Origin of the sequence: Streptomyces sp. NPDC050085, from assembly GCF_044460595.1 — a bacterium.
Lineage (GTDB): Bacteria > Actinomycetota > Actinomycetes > Streptomycetales > Streptomycetaceae > Streptomyces.
Genome location: NZ_JBITJZ010000003.1, coordinates 23992 through 42004, shown reverse-complemented (window position 1 = coordinate 42004; position 18013 = coordinate 23992). Strand labels below are relative to the sequence as shown.

The following is an 18013-nucleotide window of genomic DNA, read 5'->3' as shown; positions in this document are numbered from 1 at the left end:
GGGGGCATGGACTACGTCTCCGCGCTCGTGCCCCCGGTAGTGATGGCCGTGTTCTTCATCGGTCTGATCGTGACGATCGTGAAGTCGCAGGGCGGCGACAAGAAGGCCAAGGAGGACGCGGCCGTGGATGCCGCGATCGCCCGCGCCGAGGCCGCCCGTCAGGGCGGCGCCGCGCAGTAACCGGCGCAGGCCGGCACTGGACCGAAGCGACAGACAGGGGCGCCCACCGGGCGCCCCTTTTGTCATTGATTACAACCGTTCGCCACGTCCGCCGTTGAATTACCGACTTCTCCCACTATTGTGCTGCTCGTGCCGCGCCCCTTGGGAGAACTCGAAGACGCAGTCATGACGCGGGTGTGGAAGTGGAACCGCCCGGTGACGGTGAGGGAAGTCCTGGAGGACCTCCAGCAGGAACGGTCCATCGCCTACACGACGGTCATGACCGTATTGGACAATCTCCATCAGAAGGGCTGGGTGCGCCGCGAGGCGGAAGGCCGGGCCTATCGATATGAAGCCGTCTCCACCCGCGCCGCCTACTCGGCCGCACTGATGAACGAGGCGTGGGCGCAGAGCGACAACCCCGCCGCCGCGCTCGTCGCCTTCTTCGGCATGATGTCGCCCCAGCAGCGCGAAGCGCTCAGAGACGCGATGCGCATCGTTCAGCCCGAAGTGCCGGCCGAAGTCCCGTCAGGACCCGGGCAAGCGGCCGAGGAGCCCGGGCGATAGCGTCCGCTCATGCCAGCAGAGCCCCGCGAAGTCTTCACAAGCTCCGAATCGCCCGGTAAAGCACTCACCGTACGCAGGGCACGGACCGCCGATGTCCCCGCGGTGCGCCGACTGCTCGACGCGTACAGCCGACAGGGCATCCTGCTCGACAAAGCCACCGTCACGCTTTACGAGTCCATCCAGGAGTTCTGGGTCGCGGAACGTGACGACAACGCGGAGGTCGTCGGCTGCGGCGCGCTGCACGTCATGTGGGAAGACCTGGCGGAAGTCCGCACTCTCGCGGTGAATCCACAGGTCAAGGGTGCCGGTGTCGGTCATCAGGTCCTGGAGAAGCTGCTGCAGACCGCGCGCTGGATCGGCGTTCGCCGGGTTTTCTGTCTCACCTTCGAAGTGGAGTTCTTCGCCAAGCACGGCTTCGTGGAGATCGGTGAGACGCCCGTCGATACCGTTGACACCGATGTCTACAGCGAGCTGCTGCGTTCCTATGACGAGGGTGTCGCGGAGTTCCTCGGTCTCGAACGAGTGAAACCGAACACCTTGGGCAACAGCCGGATGCTTCTGCATCTGTGATCGCCGCCGTCCGGTATTCCGGCAAGCACCCGCGACCCGGCCCCTATGTCCGAAACGCGCATGTTTTCGGCCCGAACGGGCAGCGTTCAACTCCGGGATCTCTCCGGATCTCAGCCAGGGGTTTGTGTTTTTCCGGGAAAAGCGGTTTGCTTTCCGACGTACTGCAGTACTGCATATAACAAGGGGACGGCGAAACAGCGGCCGTGGTCGCAGGGGGGCCGGCCCTTCAGATATCGATGAAAGGAAATCCGGTGGCACAGAAGGTTCAGGTCCTTCTTGTCGATGACCTCGACGGCGGCGAGGCGGACGAGACCGTGACGTTCGCGCTCGACGGCAAGACGTACGAGATCGACCTCACCACCGCCAACGCGGACAAGCTCCGTGGGCTCCTCGATGCGTACGTCAAGGGTGGTCGGCGCACCGGTGGCCGCACCGCCGGCGGCCGGGGGAAGGCGCGCGCCGCGTCCGGTGGCAACCAGGACACCGCGCAGATCCGCGCCTGGGCGAAGGAGAACGGGCACGACGTGAACGACCGTGGCCGCGTTCCCCAGGCGATCCGCGAGGCCTACGAGAAGGCCAACGGCTGATTCGTCGGCGCCATTTGTGCGCGGCGCAGTCGGGCCCGGTGGCAGTGGGTCGCCGCCGTGTCCACGAGTCGTACGAGATCGGGGGCGCCCCCACCGCCCCCCACGACCGACCAGGTCGAGGCGTCGGCCATGCCCGTCATGCCGGTCATGGCGGACACCGTCGTCAGAGCCGGCAGCACCGGCTCCACCTCGCGTCCGGGCTCCGGGGGCCGCACCCACACAGCGGCCTCCTGCGAGCCGGTCCAGCCCGGAGGCGTCGGCGCGTCGATGAATGCGCCCGCCCCGACGGCGACGAGGTCCAGGGGCAGTGAGCCCCACTCCAGCCAGTCGAGCAGACCCGGCAGTTCGTCGGCGCTGCCCGCGGCGACCAGCAACTGCATCGTTTCCCCGTGTACGGCCACCGGTGACCGGGGATCGAGTCTGCGCAGCATCGCGAAGCCGGCGTCGGCCGGCACCTCCAGGACGTCGAACCGCAGGCCCGTGCACAGCCGTGCGCCGTCGGGGCCGCTCGTCGTGGCCCAGCCGAGTTCATCCTCGTACCACTGCTGAACCGGATCGGATCCGGCCCCGTCGACGGGCCGCCGCGGTGCCGGGAAGGTGGTGCCGGAGGTGGGGACCATGCCAGGAGCAACCGCCGCGAGCACTCCGGGGTTACGCACTGTGGCACTGTGGAAGCACAGCGTGTCCGGAATAGGGGCGTACGGGGGTGTTGGGCGGCGCAAGGGTGTTCGCCCGTAGCGGAGGGAACCGGCGCGCGCCGCATGGAGTGTCAGTCCGTGCGGGTAAGACATCCCTAGTGGGAGGGGCGACACGTGCGGGTCGGGCATCTTGCGTTCGCCATCGGCGTAGTGATGGTGAGGGTATCTGCCTGGCCTGCGGGAACATCGTCTCGCACCATCGGGTTGAGCAGGTTGTCGGCGTTCGGGGGCAGGAGACTGGCCAGGAAGGGGTCCGGGTGTCGGCAGTTGGAATGAGCGGTCCCCGCTTGCGGGACTAAGCTGCGGAAGGACAGGGAGGGGACCGACCCCTTTACTGCCTGACCGCTCTGAGGAGCGATTAACGATGTTCGAGAGGTTCACCGACCGCGCGCGGCGGGTTGTCGTCCTGGCTCAGGAAGAAGCCCGGATGCTCAACCACAACTACATCGGCACCGAGCACATCCTCCTGGGCCTGATCCACGAGGGTGAGGGTGTCGCCGCTAAGGCCCTGGAGAGCCTCGGGATTTCGCTCGAGGCGGTCCGCCAGCAGGTGGAGGAGATCATCGGCCAGGGCCAGCAGGCCCCGTCCGGGCACATCCCCTTCACCCCCCGTGCCAAGAAGGTCCTGGAGCTGTCGCTCCGCGAGGCCCTTCAGCTGGGCCACAACTACATCGGCACGGAGCACATCCTGCTCGGCCTGATCCGCGAGGGCGAGGGCGTCGCCGCCCAGGTCCTGGTCAAGCTGGGCGCCGATCTCAACCGGGTGCGGCAGCAGGTCATCCAGCTGCTCTCCGGTTACCAGGGCAAGGAGACCGCCACCGCCGGCGGTCCTGCCGAGGGCACGCCCTCCACGTCCCTGGTGCTCGACCAGTTCGGCCGCAACCTCACGCAGGCCGCTCGTGAGTCCAAGCTCGACCCGGTCATCGGGCGCGAGAAGGAGATCGAGCGCGTCATGCAGGTGCTGTCGCGCCGCACCAAGAACAACCCGGTCCTGATCGGTGAGCCCGGCGTCGGCAAGACCGCCGTCGTCGAGGGCCTCGCGCAGGCCATCGTCAAGGGCGAGGTGCCCGAGACCCTCAAGGACAAGCACCTCTACACCCTCGACCTCGGTGCGCTGGTCGCCGGTTCCCGCTACCGCGGTGACTTCGAGGAGCGCCTGAAGAAGGTCCTCAAGGAGATCCGCACCCGCGGCGACATCATCCTGTTCATCGACGAGCTCCACACGCTCGTGGGTGCGGGTGCCGCCGAAGGTGCCATCGACGCGGCCTCCATCCTCAAGCCGATGCTGGCCCGCGGTGAGCTCCAGACCATCGGTGCGACCACGCTCGACGAGTACCGCAAGCACCTGGAGAAGGACGCCGCTCTCGAGCGCCGCTTCCAGCCGATCCAGGTCGCGGAGCCGTCGCTGCCGCACACGATCGAGATCCTGAAGGGGCTGCGCGACCGGTACGAGGCGCACCACCGTGTGTCCATCACCGACGAGGCCCTCGTGCAGGCGGCCACCCTGGCCGACCGGTACATCTCGGACCGCTTCCTGCCGGACAAGGCGATCGACCTGATCGACGAGGCCGGTTCCCGGATGCGCATCCGCCGGATGACCGCGCCGCCGGACCTCCGCGAGTTCGACGAGAAGATCGCGGGCGTGCGTCGCGACAAGGAGTCGGCCATCGACTCCCAGGACTTCGAGAAGGCGGCGTCTCTCCGCGACAAGGAGAAGCAGCTGCTCGCGGCGAAGGCCAAGCGCGAGAAGGAGTGGAAGGCCGGCGACATGGACGTCGTCGCCGAGGTCGACGGCGAGCTGATCGCCGAGGTCCTCGCGACCGCCACCGGCATCCCGGTCTTCAAGCTGACCGAGGAGGAGTCCTCGCGTCTGCTGCGCATGGAGGACGAGCTCCACAAGCGCGTCATCGGCCAGAAGGACGCCGTCAAGGCGCTCTCGAAGGCGATCCGTCGTACGCGGGCCGGTCTGAAGGACCCGAAGCGTCCCGGTGGTTCGTTCATCTTCGCGGGCCCGTCCGGTGTCGGTAAGACGGAGCTCAGCAAGGCTCTCGCCGAGTTCCTCTTCGGTGACGAGGACGCGCTGATCTCGCTCGACATGTCGGAGTTCTCCGAGAAGCACACGGTCTCGCGTCTCTTCGGTTCGCCCCCCGGTTACGTGGGCTACGAAGAGGGCGGCCAGCTGACCGAGAAGGTGCGCCGCAAGCCGTTCTCCGTCGTGCTCTTCGACGAGGTCGAGAAGGCCCACCCGGACATCTTCAACTCGCTGCTGCAGATTCTGGAGGACGGTCGTCTGACCGACTCCCAGGGTCGTGTCGTGGACTTCAAGAACACGGTCATCATCATGACGACCAACCTTGGAACCCGTGACATCTCGAAGGGCTTCAACCTGGGCTTCGCGGCGCAGGGCGACACGAAGTCCAACTACGAGCGCATGAAGAACAAGGTCTCGGACGAGCTCAAGCAGCACTTCCGCCCCGAGTTCCTCAACCGTGTGGACGACGTCGTCGTCTTCCCGCAGCTGACCCAGGAAGACATCCTCGCGATCGTCGACCTGATGATCGGCAAGGTGGACGAGCGCCTCAAGGACCGCGACATGGGCCTCGAGCTCTCGCAGTCCGCGAAGGAGCTGCTGTCGAAGAAGGGTTACGACCCGGTTCTCGGCGCGCGGCCGCTGCGTCGCACGATCCAGCGCGAGGTCGAGGACACGCTCTCGGAGAAGATCCTCTTCGGCGAGCTGCGTCCGGGCCACATCGTGGTCGTCGACACGGAGGGCGAGGGCGAGAACAAGACCTTCACCTTCCGCGGCGAGGAGAAGTCGGCACTGCCGGACGTTCCTCCGATCGAGGACGCGGCCGCGGGCGGCTCCGCGGGGCCGAACCTGAGCAAGGAGGCGTAGCCCCTTTGGGGTGAGCCCGAGTACGGGTGGGCCCGCACTGTCCTGATGGACGGTGCGGGCCCACCCGTTTGTCGTGCGGGGCGGTTCAGCGCTGGTCGATCGTGATCTCGGCGTCCGGGAACAGCGGCGCGTACCGGTCGGCCGGGAACGTCCTGCCCGGGGCCGTCTGCAGGACCACGTGGCGTACGTACGGGAAGCGCGCGGGCAGGGCGGACAGGTCTTCGGTGCCGTGCAGGGACGCCAGGCGGAGGACCTCGATGCGGGGGAGCGCGGGCAGGGTCGTGAGCGAGGCCGGGTGGTCGTGCAGCAGGACGCCGTTGAGGTAGAGGTGGGTCAGGGCGGGGAGTTCGGCGACGTACTCCCAGTCGGAGGCGGTCGGTGCGGTGGTGAGGCGGCCGAGGCTGAGTGTGGTCAGGGTCGGCCAGTGGTGCAGGCCGCGCAGGCCCGTCCGGTCGGTGGTGCCCCGGCCCAGGAACAGGAACTCCAGCGGGGCCTCGACGGGCAGGCCGTCGGCCAGGGAGTCACCGGGCAGCTCCTGGTCGAGGGAGAGGCGCTTCAGCTTGCGGAGTCCGGTCAGTCCCGTGAGGTCCGCGGTGCGGGAGAACGCCAGGTCGGTGAGGGGGAGTTCGGCGAGGCGGCCGAGCCCCGTGGCGTTCGGGCAGTCACTCATCCACAGCCCGCCCAGCGCGGGGAACGCGGTCAGGGCTCCGAGGTCGCGGAGCTCCGCGTTGTCCCGCAGGTCGAGGAGCGTCACCGCGGCGCGGTCCGGGAGCGCGGCGGCGAAGTCGGCCAACCGGTGCGGGCCGTGGAGGGTCAGCTCGTGCCAGGGGCGCATCCGGCGCAGTGCCGCGTACTGCTCGGTGGTCTCGATCCGGAGGACCAGGTCGGTCCGCCCGAGGTGGTCCAGGACCTCGGCCGCGTACTCCACGGGGTTGAACCGGGGCCAGGTGCCCGCCAGTTGGCGTCGTACGTCCAGGGACGGGTGGGCGCGCAGGCGGCGCAGGACGCCGAGGGCGCCCGCGGGTTCCGTCGCACCGAGGATCGACGCGGTGATCGCCACGCCGTGCGCCTCCTCGTCCGTCAGGCCGTCCGGGCCCGGCAGCAGCTCCAGGACGAGGGGGCCCGCCTCGGCGAGCGCCTTCGCGTCGTCGGCGGTGCGCGGGGGGATCAGGCGGGCCGCGCGGTCCTCGACGTGGGTGCGCACCGACGGGGCCAGCGTCGTCGCGTGCTCCAGGCACGCCAGGGCCAGCAGGGTCAGGCGCGGACGGTCGTGGGAGAGGAGTTCGCGCAGCATCGCGTCGCGTTCGGCGGGGCGGGCGTGGGCCACGGCCAGGCGGATCGCGTCCTCGCCCGACGGATCGTCGGCCAGGTTCTGGACGAACGGCAGGGCGTGGCCCTCGTCCACCGCGTACCGGGCGCCCAGGTAGTCCTGGAACGTGCGGTGCACGAAGTCGACGACTCCCTCGGCGGGCTGGCGCAGCAGGCCGCTGCGCAGCAGGAGCGTGGCGAGGACCGTCGTGGCGTCGCCGAGCGCCGCGGCCGCCGCCACCGCCGGGAGGCGGCGCTCCAGGAGGGCCGTGGCGTTGTCCCGGCTCATCTCGCTGCGGCCGCTGAGGATGAGCGCGTACGCGAGGTGCTGGAGGAGCTCCAGTTGGACCGCCTCGCCCAACTCGGGCCCTGCGGTGCCGCGTTCGCGGTCGCGGCGGGTGAGCAGCATCGACAGCGCGGCGTCGTACAGCTCCACGCGGTCCGTGGGCAGATAGCTGTGGCGCTCGCGGTGCAGGGCGCAGATCAGGCCGCACATCAGGGGGTTGGTGGCGAGCCGGGCCAGATCGCGTTTGGTGCGCAGGGCGTCGAGGAGCGGCGGCGCGTACGCGGCGGCGTCGGCCGCGGTGTGCCAGCGCTCGACGAACGTGGTGACGTCGGCGGCCCGCATCGGCGGCAGCAGCAGTTCGCGAAAGCCCTGGTCGGCGAGGTAGCCGGGGCGTACGGCGGTGGGCCGGGAGGTCAGCAGCCAGCGGTTGCCCGGGTGGGCGGCGATCAGGCCGGTCAGCCAGTCGCGGGCCCGGTGCCGGTCGACCGTCGCGATCTCGTCGAGGCCGTCGACGAGGACCAGGGCCCGGCCGGCGTCGAGCACGCGCTCGGCCCAGCCGTCCGGGGCGGTCAGCGGGCAGCCGACGGCCGACAGGAACGCGGCGGGCGCGGGCAGCTGCCCGGCACGTATGAGCGTACGCAGGGGGAGCACGAAGGGGATGCGGTCGCGGGCGGCCGCGGCGGTGACGGCGAGCCACTGCACGAGGGTCGTCTTGCCGGATCCCGCCTCGCCGCGCAGCAGTACGCGGTCGTGTCCCTGCTCGAAGGCGTCCTCGGCGCGCAGCCGCTCGGGCATCGTGCCGCGGCCGTCGTCGTCGAACGTGTCGCCGAGGCCGCCGAAGGAGTGCTGCGGGGCGGCCGCGGTCGCCTCCAGGCTCAGATACGCCACCTCCAGCGGCCAGCGGTCGGGTGCGTCCCGCAGGTCGATGCCGTAGATGGTGAGATGCCGGTGGCGCTGGGCGACGTAGCGGAGATAGCGCTCCTCGAAGGCGCCGTCCCTGGCGCCGGCCGGTGGCAGGCGGCGGATCAACTCATCGGTCCTGGCCAGTAGTTGGGCCAGGTCGCGACTCTGCTCCACGAGCGTGCGGGCCACGAAGGGCGACCGCTGCGTGAAGAAGTGCAGGATGTGCAGGCACGCCCACTCGGTGAGCGTGGCGAGGAAGAGGTCCGCGTCCGTGGACAGGCCGAGGGCGGGCGCCGCGCGGCGCAGGGTGCGGGCGAGCTCGCGGTGGCCGAGCCGGACGGCCTGGACGTCGTCCATGTCGAGGTCGCCCAGGGAGTGCAGGGTGCGGGCGAGCGCGAGCACGACCGCTTCGCTCTCGTCGTACGGGAACGGGGGCTCGCCGGGGCCTTCGAGGGCGGCGCCCACCAGTTTCCGGGCGAGGCGCTCGACGTCCCGGTCGGTCAGGGTGCGCTTCTCGCCCCGGAAGGAGACCAGGGAGGAGAGCCGCACGGCCCGGTCGGTGAGGCCCGCGCCGGGGCCCTCCTGGACGAAGAGTCTGCGCAGCGCAGGGACGAGGACGCTCGATGCCAGCCGAGTGCCGAGGACAGCGGGATCCATGGCCCGGGAGCGTAGCCCCGATCACACCCGCCGGGGGTTCGATCTTGCCCACCGGTGACATGAGGCACAGGCGATTTGTCCGGTACTAGGGGAAATAGTGGATCGGGGGGCTCGCTGGGGAGTCGTTACGTGGTCGATGGGTTCTGGTGATTTGTCCGAATTGGGTTGGGTGGGGTCCGGGGGCGCGTGCGAGGCCTCGGGGCAAGCCCGTGATGTGGGCTTAAACGAGAGATCAGGGGATAAATCCGGCGGACCAAGGTCTCGGTCGTCCCGGTGTCAAGGGACCGCGATCCCCGCGCGGAGGTACGAGTCCGCGTAGTAGATCGGCGTTTTGGGGCCGGGTGGGGGTGGGGGTTACCAAGGGATGGCCGACCCGGTGCCACGAGGACGTGTGCCGGGTCCCTTCATGTCCACCGGGTCCGCTCGAAACACCCGGAGGGCGGCAGGGCCCCCAGGCCCGCAGGACCCCCTTGTCCCCGAAGCTCTAAGAGGTCTCCCGCATGTCAAAGCGCACCACGTCCCACCATTCCGGTACGTCGATCCTCCGCAAGCGCGCCGCTGTCGTGGCCGCGGGCCTCGGGGTGTCGGCGGCGCTGGGGACCGGGGCCGCGTTCGCCGCAGACACCGCGTCGACGTCCGCCCTGCCGGGCGTGGCCGCCGCCTCCATAGAGGCGCAGGCCACCGCGCAGGCGAAGAAGTCCGCTTCCTGGATCGACCCGGTCAAGAACTACACGCTCTCCGCGGGCTACGCCCAGGGCGGCAGCATGTGGGCCACCGGCAAGCACTCCGGCCAGGACTTCGCCGTCCCGGTCGGCACGAACGTGATGGCCGTGCACGGCGGCACCGTCGTCAAGGCAGGACCGAACGGCGCCGGTGACGGCCCGGCGTACGGCAACGCCGTCGTCATCAAGCACAGCAACGGCACGTACTCGCAGTACGCGCACCTGTCGCGGATCGACGTGCGGGTCGGCCAGACCGTCGCCACGGGCCAGCACATCGCGCTGTCCGGCAACACCGGCAACTCCAGCGGCCCGCACCTGCACTTCGAGATCCGTACGACGCCGAACTACGGCTCGGCCGTGAACCCGGTGGCGTTCATGAACTCCAAGGGCGTCCGCGTCTGACGGACCCCCTGTGGGACGACCCCGGTGCTCAGCCCTCGTGGGCCTGGGTGACCAGCTCGGTGGCGACCTCGAGGACGGCCTTGCGCTTCTCCTCCAGGTCGCCTTCGACGTCCTTGAGCACGAACATCCCCGCGTGCATGGAGAACAGGGCGCTGAAGCAGCGCACCCGGTTGGTCATCGTCACGTCCTCGGGCAGCAGGTGGTCGAGGAGGGCCTTCATCCGGTCCTTGAAGTTCTCGCCGATGCTCAGCTCGCGCATCTGCGCCTGGTTCTCCTGCATGAAGCGGAAGAGCGGGGCCGCGTTGGCCAGCGCGATGCCGTAGCGGGTGAGGATCTCCTGCTTGGTCTCCAGGGTCCTGGGCTGCTCGCCCGCCCACGTGATCAGCTCGTCGATCGGCGTCATCAGGTCCTCGAAGAGGCTGACGACGATGTCTTCCTTGGTCTTGAAGTGGTAGTAGAGCGCGGCCTTGGTGACCCCCAGGCGCTCCGCGATCTCCCGCAGCGAGGTCTTCTCGTACCCCTGCTCGGAGATCAGCTCGAGGGCCACGTCCTGGATGCGCTGGCGGGTGTTCCCGCGCCGCTGCTGCGGCTTGCTGCTGCTGCCCGTGACCATCGCATGCCCCGTTCCTGGGAGTTCCCTTGGAGTGGCCCCCCTGGGAGAAAACTTACTTGACGCCCGGCTAGTTACCGCTCTACCTTCCTCATTGTAAGCAACTAGCCGGGCGGCAAGTAAGTCCCGGATCGCTTTCTCCGAACCGGCTATAGGGGGAGTTGAGGGTCATGGCGCAGGCAGCGGCGACAGCGGCGAAACAGGACCAGGGGCAGGCGAACGCGAAGCAGCCGCGCAGTGTGCGCGTGGTGCTCATGGCGCTGATGATGGCCATGCTGCTCGCCATGCTCGACAACATGATCGTGGGCACTGCGATGCCGACGATCGTCGGAGAGCTCGGCGGGCTCGCGCACCTGTCCTGGGTGGTCACCGCCTATACGCTCGCCACCGCCGCCTCCACTCCCATCTGGGGCAAGGTCGGCGACATGTACGGCAGGAAGGGCGCCTTCCTGACCTCCATCGTGATCTTCCTGGTCGGCTCCGCGCTCAGCGGCATGGCCCAGGACATGGGGCAGCTGATCGGCTTCCGCGCCATCCAGGGTCTGGGTGCCGGCGGTCTGATGGTCGGCGTCATGGCGATCATCGGTGACCTGATCCCGCCCCGGGAGCGCGGCAAGTACCAGGGCATGATGGCCGGCGTCATGGCGCTCGCGATGATCGGCGGACCGCTGGTCGGCGGCACCATCACCGACCACCTCGGCTGGCGCTGGGCGTTCTACATCAACCTGCCGATCGGTGCCGTCGCGCTGATCATGATCACCGCGGTCCTGCACCTGCCGAAGAAGCGCTCCGCGGCCAAGATCGACTACTTCGGCGCCGGGCTGCTCACCGTCGGCATCACCTCGATCGTGCTGGTCACGACCTGGGGCGGGTCCGAGTACGCCTGGGGCTCCGCGATGATCATGGAGCTCATCGGCATCGGCGTCGCCGCGCTCGTCGGGTTCGTGTTCTGGCAGACCAAGGCCGCCGAGCCGATCCTGCCGCTGCACATCTTCCGCAGCCGCAACTTCACGCTGATGTCCCTGATCGGCTTCATCACCGGCTTCGTGATGTTCGGCGCCGTGCTCTTCCTGCCGCTCTACCAGCAGGCCGTGCAGGGTGCGTCCGCGACCAACTCCGGTCTGCTGCTGCTCCCGATGCTGCTCGCGATGATGGTCGTCTCGCTGGTCGCGGGCCGGGTCACCACGAACACCGGCAAGTACAAGGTCTTCCCCGTCGTCGGCAGCGTGCTGATGGTGGCCGGCCTGTTCCTGCTCGCGCAGATGGACACGGGCACCTCGCGCTTCACCTCCGGCGTGTACATGGCCGTGCTCGGCGCCGGCATGGGTTGCCTGATGCAGATCACGATGCTGGTCGCGCAGAACAGCGTGGAGATGAAGGACATGGGCGTCGCCTCGTCCTCGACGACGCTCTTCCGCACCCTCGGCTCGTCGTTCGGCGTCGCCATCATGGGCGCGCTGTTCAACAACAGGGTGACCGACGTCATGACCGAGCGGGCCGGGGCGCTCGGCGGGAAGGTCACCGAGCAGTCGGCGCAACTGGACGCGGAGCACCTGAAGATGCTCCCGGCGCCGGCCCGCGAGGCCTACCAGTTCGCGGTCTCCTCCGGTACGCACTCCGCGTTCCTGCTGGGCTCGATCGTGGCGATCGGCGCGATGGTCGCGGCGTGGTTCGTCAAGGAGGTCACGCTGCGCGGTGCGGGTCCGCAGAAGCAGGACGGTGACGGTGCCGAGCCGGGTCGGGGCGATGCGGCCGCCGCCGAGTCCGGCCGCGGTGAGGTGGCCGACAACAAGCCGGTCGAGGGTGGTGCGGCTGGGGACGCCGCGCGGAGTGGTGAGACGGTGACAGAGTCCGTCTGAGCGGACCGCTCCCTCAACCGCCCTCGGCTCTTTCGGCCCCGGCGCCCCTGCGCGCCGGGGCCGTTGCCTTTTCCGCTACGTGCTTTTCCTCTACGCGTATTTCCTCTACGTGCATTTCATCCGGTACGTGCATTTCATCCGGCTTGCTGGAACGCGAGCCGCCTGCGGTGCCCCGGAGTCTCTGCCGCGACCGAGGCCGCGAGCAGCGCCGCGGGGATCGCAAGGGTCGCCGCCACCGGGAGCGTCCCCGCGAGGGGCAGCAGGCACAGGGTGAGCGCGGCCGTCGCGAGCCGGATCAGGACGACCTGCTCCCGTACGCCCGTGAAGGACGCCCGGACGAGGGCCGTCGCGGCGAGGAAGACGCCGGTGCCGCCGAGGACGCAGGCGGCGAGCGCGCCGTTGAGGTGGTGGCCCGTGGTGGAGACGGCCGTGCCGACCGCGCCGCCGGTGACGGCCAGGGCCAGTTGGATGGGCAGGTGCCCGAAGACGTACGCGTGCATGTGGCGGCCGCCCGAGGCGAGCGCCTCGTGGGCGCCGGGCCGCGTGCTCGACGCGCTGAAGTACGACCACCACAGGCCGGCCGAGAGGGCGAAGGCGGCCGCGGCGTTGAGCGCCGCCATGGGGGCGGTGTGCGCCTTGACCAGGCCGTTGGTGAAGCCGAGCACGCTCTCGCCGATGACGATGATGGTGAACAGGCCGAACCGCTCGCGCAGGTGCTCCGCGTCGCCCGTGCTGTCGCCGAGCCGCCGCCCGGCGAGCAGCGGCAGGATCAGCTCGCCCGCCATGGCGACGCCCCAAGTGACGTAGCGCGCGGTCCCGTTGAGGGCGAAGGTCGCCGTGAGCCAGATCGATCCGGTGAGCGCCGAGCCCGTCAGGTACGCCGTCGTGATGCGGCGCAGGCGGGGCTCGCTGCGCAGGTCCCAGAGGTAGAGCGCGGCGACGCCCGCCCGCGCGCCCAGGTACGCGACGACGAACCCGGCGTCGGCGCCGCGCCCGTGGCCGACCCCGCCCAGGAAGACGGCCATCCCGGCCACCGCGGCGAGCCCCGCCGTGGTGAGCAGGCGCTGGACGGTCCGGTCGCGGTCCGCGCGGTTGGCGCGGACCGCGTACAGGACCCAGGTCCACCACAGCGGTACGAACAGCGCGGCCGCGGCGGCGATCGACGCCGCGTGCGGATGGCTGCCGATGCGGTGGGTGGTCTGGCCGACGGCCGCCACGAACACCAGGTCGCCGAAGAGCTCGAACCAGGTGGCGCGGCGGGGCAACTCCTGCTCAACGGCTGACAGTTGGGTCATGGCGGGAGAGTAACCCGGCCGGTCAGCGGCCCGTCGGGAGATTCGCCCCGCCCGTGCAGTCCAGGACCACGCCCGTGATGAAGCCGTTCGTGGCAAGGGAGTTGATGGCCTGCGCCACCTCCTGCGGCCTGCCGACCCGGCCCACCGGGGTCGTCGCCGCGAGCCCCGCGAAGAGCTCCTTGCGCTGCTGCTCGGGGACCCGGTCCCACCAGGGGGTGTCGATGACGCCGGGCGACACCGCGTTGATGCGGCGGGGGGCGAGCTCGACGGCGAGGGGCGGGATCATCGCCTCCAGTGCGCCGTTGATCGCGGCCAGGCCCGAGGTGCCGGCGAACGCGGCGCGGGCCGAGGCGGCGGTGATGAGCGTGACCGAGGCGTGCTCGGTCAGATGCGGCAACGCGGCCTGGAGGATGCGCAGTTGGGGCCAGAACTTGGCGTCGAAGCCCTGCGCGAGCTCGGCCAGGTCGAGCCCGTCGAAGGGGCCGCTGCCCGCGGCGCCGCTGACCGCGAGGACCAGGTGGTCGATCGGGGCGGTGTCCGCGAAGAAGGCCTCGACGTCCTGCTGGTCCGTGGCGTCCATGCGGTACGTGGCGGTCTTGCCGCCGATCCGGGCGGCCGCCTCGTCGAGCTTGGCCTGGTCGCGGCCGGTGATGGTGACCTCGGCGCCGCCGTGTGCGAAGAGGGCGGCGGTGGCCTCGCCGATGCCGGAGGAGCCGCCCATGACGACGGCGTGGCCGGTGGTGGTGTCAGTGGTGTCAGCGGTGCTGGGAGTGCTGGAGGTGCTGGGGGTGCCGGAAGGTGTTGCAGCAGCCATGGTGACTCTGTCCTTTTCCCCTTGCGGGCTCTTGAGTTGTCGTGAGGCGCTGTGAGTGCCTTGTCGAGACTGCCGGTCTCGGTAAGTAGAGTATTGTCGAGACTCACGGTCTCGTCAATGGGATTCTCGGGGAATTGAGGTGGCAGCGATGAGCGCTGAGCGGGCCCATACGGGCCGCCGTCGCAACGAAGAGGCACGCCGCGCGGTGCTCGACGCCGCGCTGCGCCTGCTCGCCCAGGCGGACGGCACCCCGGTCGGGGTCGACGCCATCGCCCGCGAGGCAGGCGTCGGCAAGCAGACGCTGTACCGGTGGTGGCCCTCCAAGGGGGCGGTGCTCCTCGACGCGCTGACGGACCAGGCGGAGAGGCAGGTGCCGTCGGCGGCGTCCGGGTCACTGCGCGAGGAACTGCGGGCGGTGGTGGCCGCCACGTTCGAGGCGGCGCACTCGGAGCCGACCGGGCCCGCGCTGCGCACGCTGGTCAGGGAGGCGGCCCGCGACCCCCATCTCGCCGAACTGATGCGGGAGTTCACCGGGCTGCGCAGGGCCGCGCTGCGCGAGGTGCTCGCGCGCGGGCAGGCCAGGGGCGAGCTGGCGGCCGACGGCGACCTGGATCTGATGGTGGATCAGATCTACGGGGTGTTCTGGTACCGCTTCCTGCTCGGGCACGCCCCGCTGGGCGCCGAGGAGGCGGAGCGGCTCGCCGACTCCCTCGTACGACAAGGGAGTTGAGGCGCTACCGGAAGGCGCTACCGGAAGGCGGTCACCGGAAGGCGGTCACCGGAGGTCCGTCACCGAGGGTCGGGCAGCTGCAGCATCGGGAAGCTTCCGGTGTTCGTCGGCGCGTGCTCGGGCAGCCACAGCACGGCGACCGCGCCCTCGGCCGGGGTCTCCTGATCGGCGCCGGGCGGCCGTACGTTGCGGAACGTCAGGCGGGCGCCGAGCACCTGCGCCTGCCCCGCCGCGATCGTCAGGCCGAGGCCGTGGCCGTGGCCCGCGCGGTCGGCGGCGCCGGTGCGGAAGCGGCTCGGGCCGTCCTCGAGGAGGTCCTCGGGGAAGCCGGGGCCGTGGTCGCGTACCCGTATGACACGGCCCTCGACGCTGACCTCGATCGGCGGCCGGGCGTGCTTGGCGGAGTTGGCGAGGAGGTTGAGCAGGATCCGCTCCAGGCGGCGCGGGTCGGTGGTCACCTCGGACTCATGGATGACGCGCACGGAGACGCCGTCGGCGGCGCGGGCCGCGATCCGGCGCTCCACGAACTCGCCCAGCATGATGTCCTGCAGCTCGGCCCGCTCGGCGGCGCTGTCGAGCCGCGCCACTTCGAGCACGTCCTCGACGAGGGTGCGCATCGCCTGCGCACGGTCCTTGACCAGCTCACTGGGGCGCCCCGGCGGCAGCAGCTCGGCGGCGGTGAGCAGCCCGGTGACCGGGGTGCGCAGCTCGTGCGCGATGTCGGCGGTGACCCGTCTCTCGGCCTCGAGGCGCTGCTTGAGCGCGTCCGCCATGGCGTCCACGGCGAGCGCCAGATCGTCGGTCTCGTCGCGCACGACACCGCCGATGGCCTCCCGGACGCGCACCTCGGTGCGGCCCTGCGCGACCTCGCGGGCGGCGCCGGCCGCCTTGCGCAGGCGGCGCGAGAGCTGGCCGCCGATGAGCACGCCGAGCGCGCTGCCGCCGAAGACGACCGAGATGGAGCCGATGAGCAGGGCCTGGTCCAGGTCGTTCATGACGGTGGCGCTGCGGTCGGTGAAGCGGGTGTGCACCGAGAGCAGGTCGCCGTTGCTCAGCGGGACCGCGGCCCAGATGTCGGGCACGCCGCTGGACGACTCCGAGACGTAGGTGGCGCGGCGCCCGTCGAGTGCCTTGGCGCGCAGGGCCGCGGGCATCGTCGGATCGTTGACCTTGAAGCCGACGGGCAGATTGCCGCCGGGCCGCCCCTGGTACTGGCGCTGCACGAACTGGATCCGCTCGTCCTGTACGTCGCGTGCGTTGTCCAGCATCGAGACGCGTGCCGCGTTGTGCACGACGAGGCTGAGGGCGATGGCGACGAGCGCGCCGACCAGCGCGATCGCCACGCTGATCTTCCAGCGCACTCCGGTCCGCAGGCTGCGCCGCAGCCGCCGGGGCAGCAGCGTGCGCAGGGTGGTGCGGGGGCGTGCGGCGACGTGGTCCACGCCGGGCGCGCCGGGAGTGCGCGTGACCGTGGCGCGGGTACCCCCGGCCGCAGCGTCGTCCACGGTCCCCCTCATGTCCACTTCTCCATCAGACCCACCCGAGTCGACCCGCTCAAGCCTTCAGTTTGTAGCCGAAGCCACGGACCGTCTCGATCCGGTCCTGGCCGATCTTCGTACGCAGTCGCTGCACGTGGACGTCGACGACGCGGGTGTCCCCGCCCCACCCGTAGTCCCACACGCGCTCCAGGAGCTTGTCACGCGAGAGCACGGTGCCGGGGGCCGAGGAGAACTCCAGGAGCAGCCGCATCTCGGTCGGCGTCAGGGCCACCGGGGCACCGTCCTTCCTGACCTCCATGCCCTCCGTGTCGATCTCCAGATCGCCGAAGTTCAGGACGCCGCCCGCCGCCGATGGCGCTTCCTCGGTGGCGCCGGAACCCGCCGCCGACGGCCCGCCCGCGTGGCCGAAGCGGCGCAGCACGGCGCGGATCCGGGCGACGAGGACGGCCCCGTCGAACGGCTTGGTCACGTAGTCGTCGGCCCCGGCCTCCAGGCCGAGGACGACGTCGATGGAGTCGGCCCGTGCGGACAGCATGATCACCGGCACGGTCGACTCGTCCCGGATGCGACGGCACAGGGAGACCCCGTCCAGGCCCGGCACCATGACATCCAGCAGGGCGATGTCGGGCCGGTCGGCGCGGAACGCCTCGAGGCCCGCGAGCCCGTCGGGCATGGCGGTGACCACGAAGCCGTCGCGCTCCAGAGCGAGCTGGGTGGCCTCGCGGATGACGTCGTCGTCCTCGACGAACAGCACGTGGGTCTGCTCACCCATGGGTTCTCCGTCCGTTCATGGTGCGCTCAGCGCGCCGTCGCTGGGGACGGGGGAGGCCCCGTCGACGGCATGGCTGTAGTCGGTGTGTATGCGGTTCTGCAGGGCGAAGCGGTCCGTGCTCCAGCGGTACGTGAGGACCTCCTCGCCCGACGGAGAGGCCACCGAGTCACCCTTCTCGTACACCTGCTTGGTGACCACGAGATCACCCCGGTCGATCTCCGCGTAGACCGGGGGTTCCTCGGCCTGGAAGACATTCTGGTACTTTCCGCCCTCGTCGCGATACACGTACGTACCGATGCCGACGGCATCACCGCAGGTCATCACGTTGACCACGACATCGTTCGCCGCACCGCCAGTCAGGTTGCCGTACGACACGTCGACCGGGTACTCGTTGGCCACGCAGGGCTTGAGGTCGCGCTTGATGTCGGTGCTGACCTTGGGGTCGTCCTGCACCAGACGCACCGCGTTCACCGACTGCGGGGTCTTGGTGGGTGCGGGGCTCGCGGTCGCGGCCGGCGCGGTCGACGCCACCGGATCCGAACGCGCGGGCCCTTCGTCCCGGGCGCCCGTGCCCCCGGCCGAACAGGCCGCGAGCACACTGGCAAAAAGCCCGAGGGCGGCGAGCCCGGCGATCGCCGAACTCCCCGCCTTCAAGACCCGCAGGGCCCTACGAGAGGCA

16 protein-coding genes are annotated in these 18013 nt (G+C 70.2%); 8 read left to right on the top strand and 8 right to left on the bottom strand.

What is annotated here, in order from left to right:
* The first annotated feature begins 6 nt into the window (after positions 1–6).
* The 4 genes from ACIBUY_RS12665 (at position 7) to ACIBUY_RS12650 (ending at position 1883) form a co-directional block, all read left to right on the top strand.
* The gene (locus ACIBUY_RS12665) at positions 7–180 is read left to right on the top strand and encodes a hypothetical protein (protein WP_365567521.1); all 174 of its coding nucleotides are present in this window, start codon (positions 7–9) and stop codon (positions 178–180) included.
* A 129-nt stretch (positions 181–309) separates the two neighbouring features.
* Positions 310–726 (top strand): BlaI/MecI/CopY family transcriptional regulator, encoded by a 417-nt coding sequence (locus ACIBUY_RS12660; RefSeq protein ID WP_365567519.1) that lies wholly within the window; start codon positions 310–312, stop codon positions 724–726.
* Positions 727–735: 9 nt separating this feature from the next.
* Positions 736–1296, top strand: a complete 561-nt coding sequence (locus ACIBUY_RS12655) for an amino-acid N-acetyltransferase (RefSeq protein WP_399152546.1) — start codon at positions 736–738, stop codon at positions 1294–1296.
* A 251-nt stretch (positions 1297–1547) separates the two neighbouring features.
* Positions 1548–1883, top strand: coding sequence for an Lsr2 family protein (locus ACIBUY_RS12650; protein ID WP_365567515.1), 336 nt, complete (start codon positions 1548–1550; stop codon positions 1881–1883).
* Here ACIBUY_RS12650 and ACIBUY_RS12645 read toward each other — a convergent pair.
* Positions 1862–2503 (bottom strand): SCO3374 family protein, encoded by a 642-nt coding sequence (locus ACIBUY_RS12645; RefSeq protein WP_365567513.1) that lies wholly within the window; start codon positions 2501–2503, stop codon positions 1862–1864. The genes ACIBUY_RS12650 and ACIBUY_RS12645 overlap by 22 nt on opposite strands.
* Before the next feature lie 442 nt (positions 2504–2945).
* On the opposite strand from ACIBUY_RS12645, the gene ACIBUY_RS12640 reads away from it, so the two are divergent.
* Entirely contained in the window at positions 2946–5477 is a 2532-nt protein-coding gene (locus ACIBUY_RS12640; RefSeq protein ID WP_365567511.1) for an ATP-dependent Clp protease ATP-binding subunit, read from the top strand.
* Between the two features lie 85 nt (positions 5478–5562).
* Here the strand turns inward: ACIBUY_RS12640 and ACIBUY_RS12635 are convergent, their stop codons facing one another.
* Complete coding sequence (locus tag ACIBUY_RS12635) at positions 5563–8631, bottom strand: NACHT domain-containing protein (protein ID WP_399152545.1); 3069 nt, start codon at positions 8629–8631, stop codon at positions 5563–5565.
* Positions 8632–9131: 500 nt separating this feature from the next.
* On the opposite strand from ACIBUY_RS12635, the gene ACIBUY_RS12630 reads away from it, so the two are divergent.
* Positions 9132–9755 carry a M23 family metallopeptidase gene (locus ACIBUY_RS12630; protein WP_365567507.1) on the top strand — a complete coding sequence of 208 codons (624 nt, stop codon included), beginning with the start codon at positions 9132–9134 and terminating at the stop codon, positions 9753–9755.
* 28 nt (positions 9756–9783) lie between these two features.
* Here the strand turns inward: ACIBUY_RS12630 and ACIBUY_RS12625 are convergent, their stop codons facing one another.
* Complete coding sequence (locus tag ACIBUY_RS12625; RefSeq protein WP_365567504.1) at positions 9784–10368, bottom strand: TetR/AcrR family transcriptional regulator; 585 nt, start codon at positions 10366–10368, stop codon at positions 9784–9786.
* Between the two features lie 167 nt (positions 10369–10535).
* On the opposite strand from ACIBUY_RS12625, the gene ACIBUY_RS12620 reads away from it, so the two are divergent.
* A complete protein-coding gene (locus ACIBUY_RS12620; protein WP_365567502.1) occupies positions 10536–12224 on the top strand; it encodes an MDR family MFS transporter in 1689 nt (562 codons plus the stop codon).
* Between the two features lie 134 nt (positions 12225–12358).
* Here ACIBUY_RS12620 and ACIBUY_RS12615 read toward each other — a convergent pair whose 3' ends face one another.
* Together ACIBUY_RS12615 and ACIBUY_RS12610 are read right to left on the bottom strand one after the other, a co-directional pair.
* On the bottom strand, positions 12359–13519 hold the full coding sequence (locus ACIBUY_RS12615) for a low temperature requirement protein A (protein ID WP_399152544.1): 1161 nt from the start codon (positions 13517–13519) through the stop codon (positions 12359–12361).
* Between the two features lie 22 nt (positions 13520–13541).
* Positions 13542–14333, bottom strand: a complete 792-nt coding sequence (locus ACIBUY_RS12610; RefSeq protein WP_365567498.1) for an SDR family oxidoreductase — start codon at positions 14331–14333, stop codon at positions 13542–13544.
* A gap of 148 nt (positions 14334–14481) precedes the next feature.
* Between ACIBUY_RS12610 and ACIBUY_RS12605 the strand changes: the two genes are divergently transcribed.
* Positions 14482–15063, top strand: coding sequence for a TetR/AcrR family transcriptional regulator (locus ACIBUY_RS12605; protein WP_365567496.1), 582 nt, complete (start codon positions 14482–14484; stop codon positions 15061–15063).
* A 59-nt stretch (positions 15064–15122) separates the two neighbouring features.
* On the opposite strand, the gene cseC is transcribed toward ACIBUY_RS12605, so the two are convergent.
* Genes cseC through ACIBUY_RS12590 form a run of 3 tightly spaced genes read right to left on the bottom strand, consistent with a single transcriptional unit; the run spans position 15123 to position 17988 of the window.
* A complete protein-coding gene (cseC, locus tag ACIBUY_RS12600) occupies positions 15123–16580 on the bottom strand; it encodes a two-component system sensor histidine kinase CseC (protein WP_365567494.1) in 1458 nt (485 codons plus the stop codon).
* Between the two features lie 37 nt (positions 16581–16617).
* Positions 16618–17334, bottom strand: a complete 717-nt coding sequence (gene cseB / locus ACIBUY_RS12595; protein ID WP_365567492.1) for a two-component system response regulator CseB — start codon at positions 17332–17334, stop codon at positions 16618–16620.
* A gap of 15 nt (positions 17335–17349) precedes the next feature.
* Complete coding sequence (locus ACIBUY_RS12590; RefSeq protein WP_399152543.1) at positions 17350–17988, bottom strand: hypothetical protein; 639 nt, start codon at positions 17986–17988, stop codon at positions 17350–17352.
* Between the last annotated feature and the right edge of the window lie 25 nt (positions 17989–18013).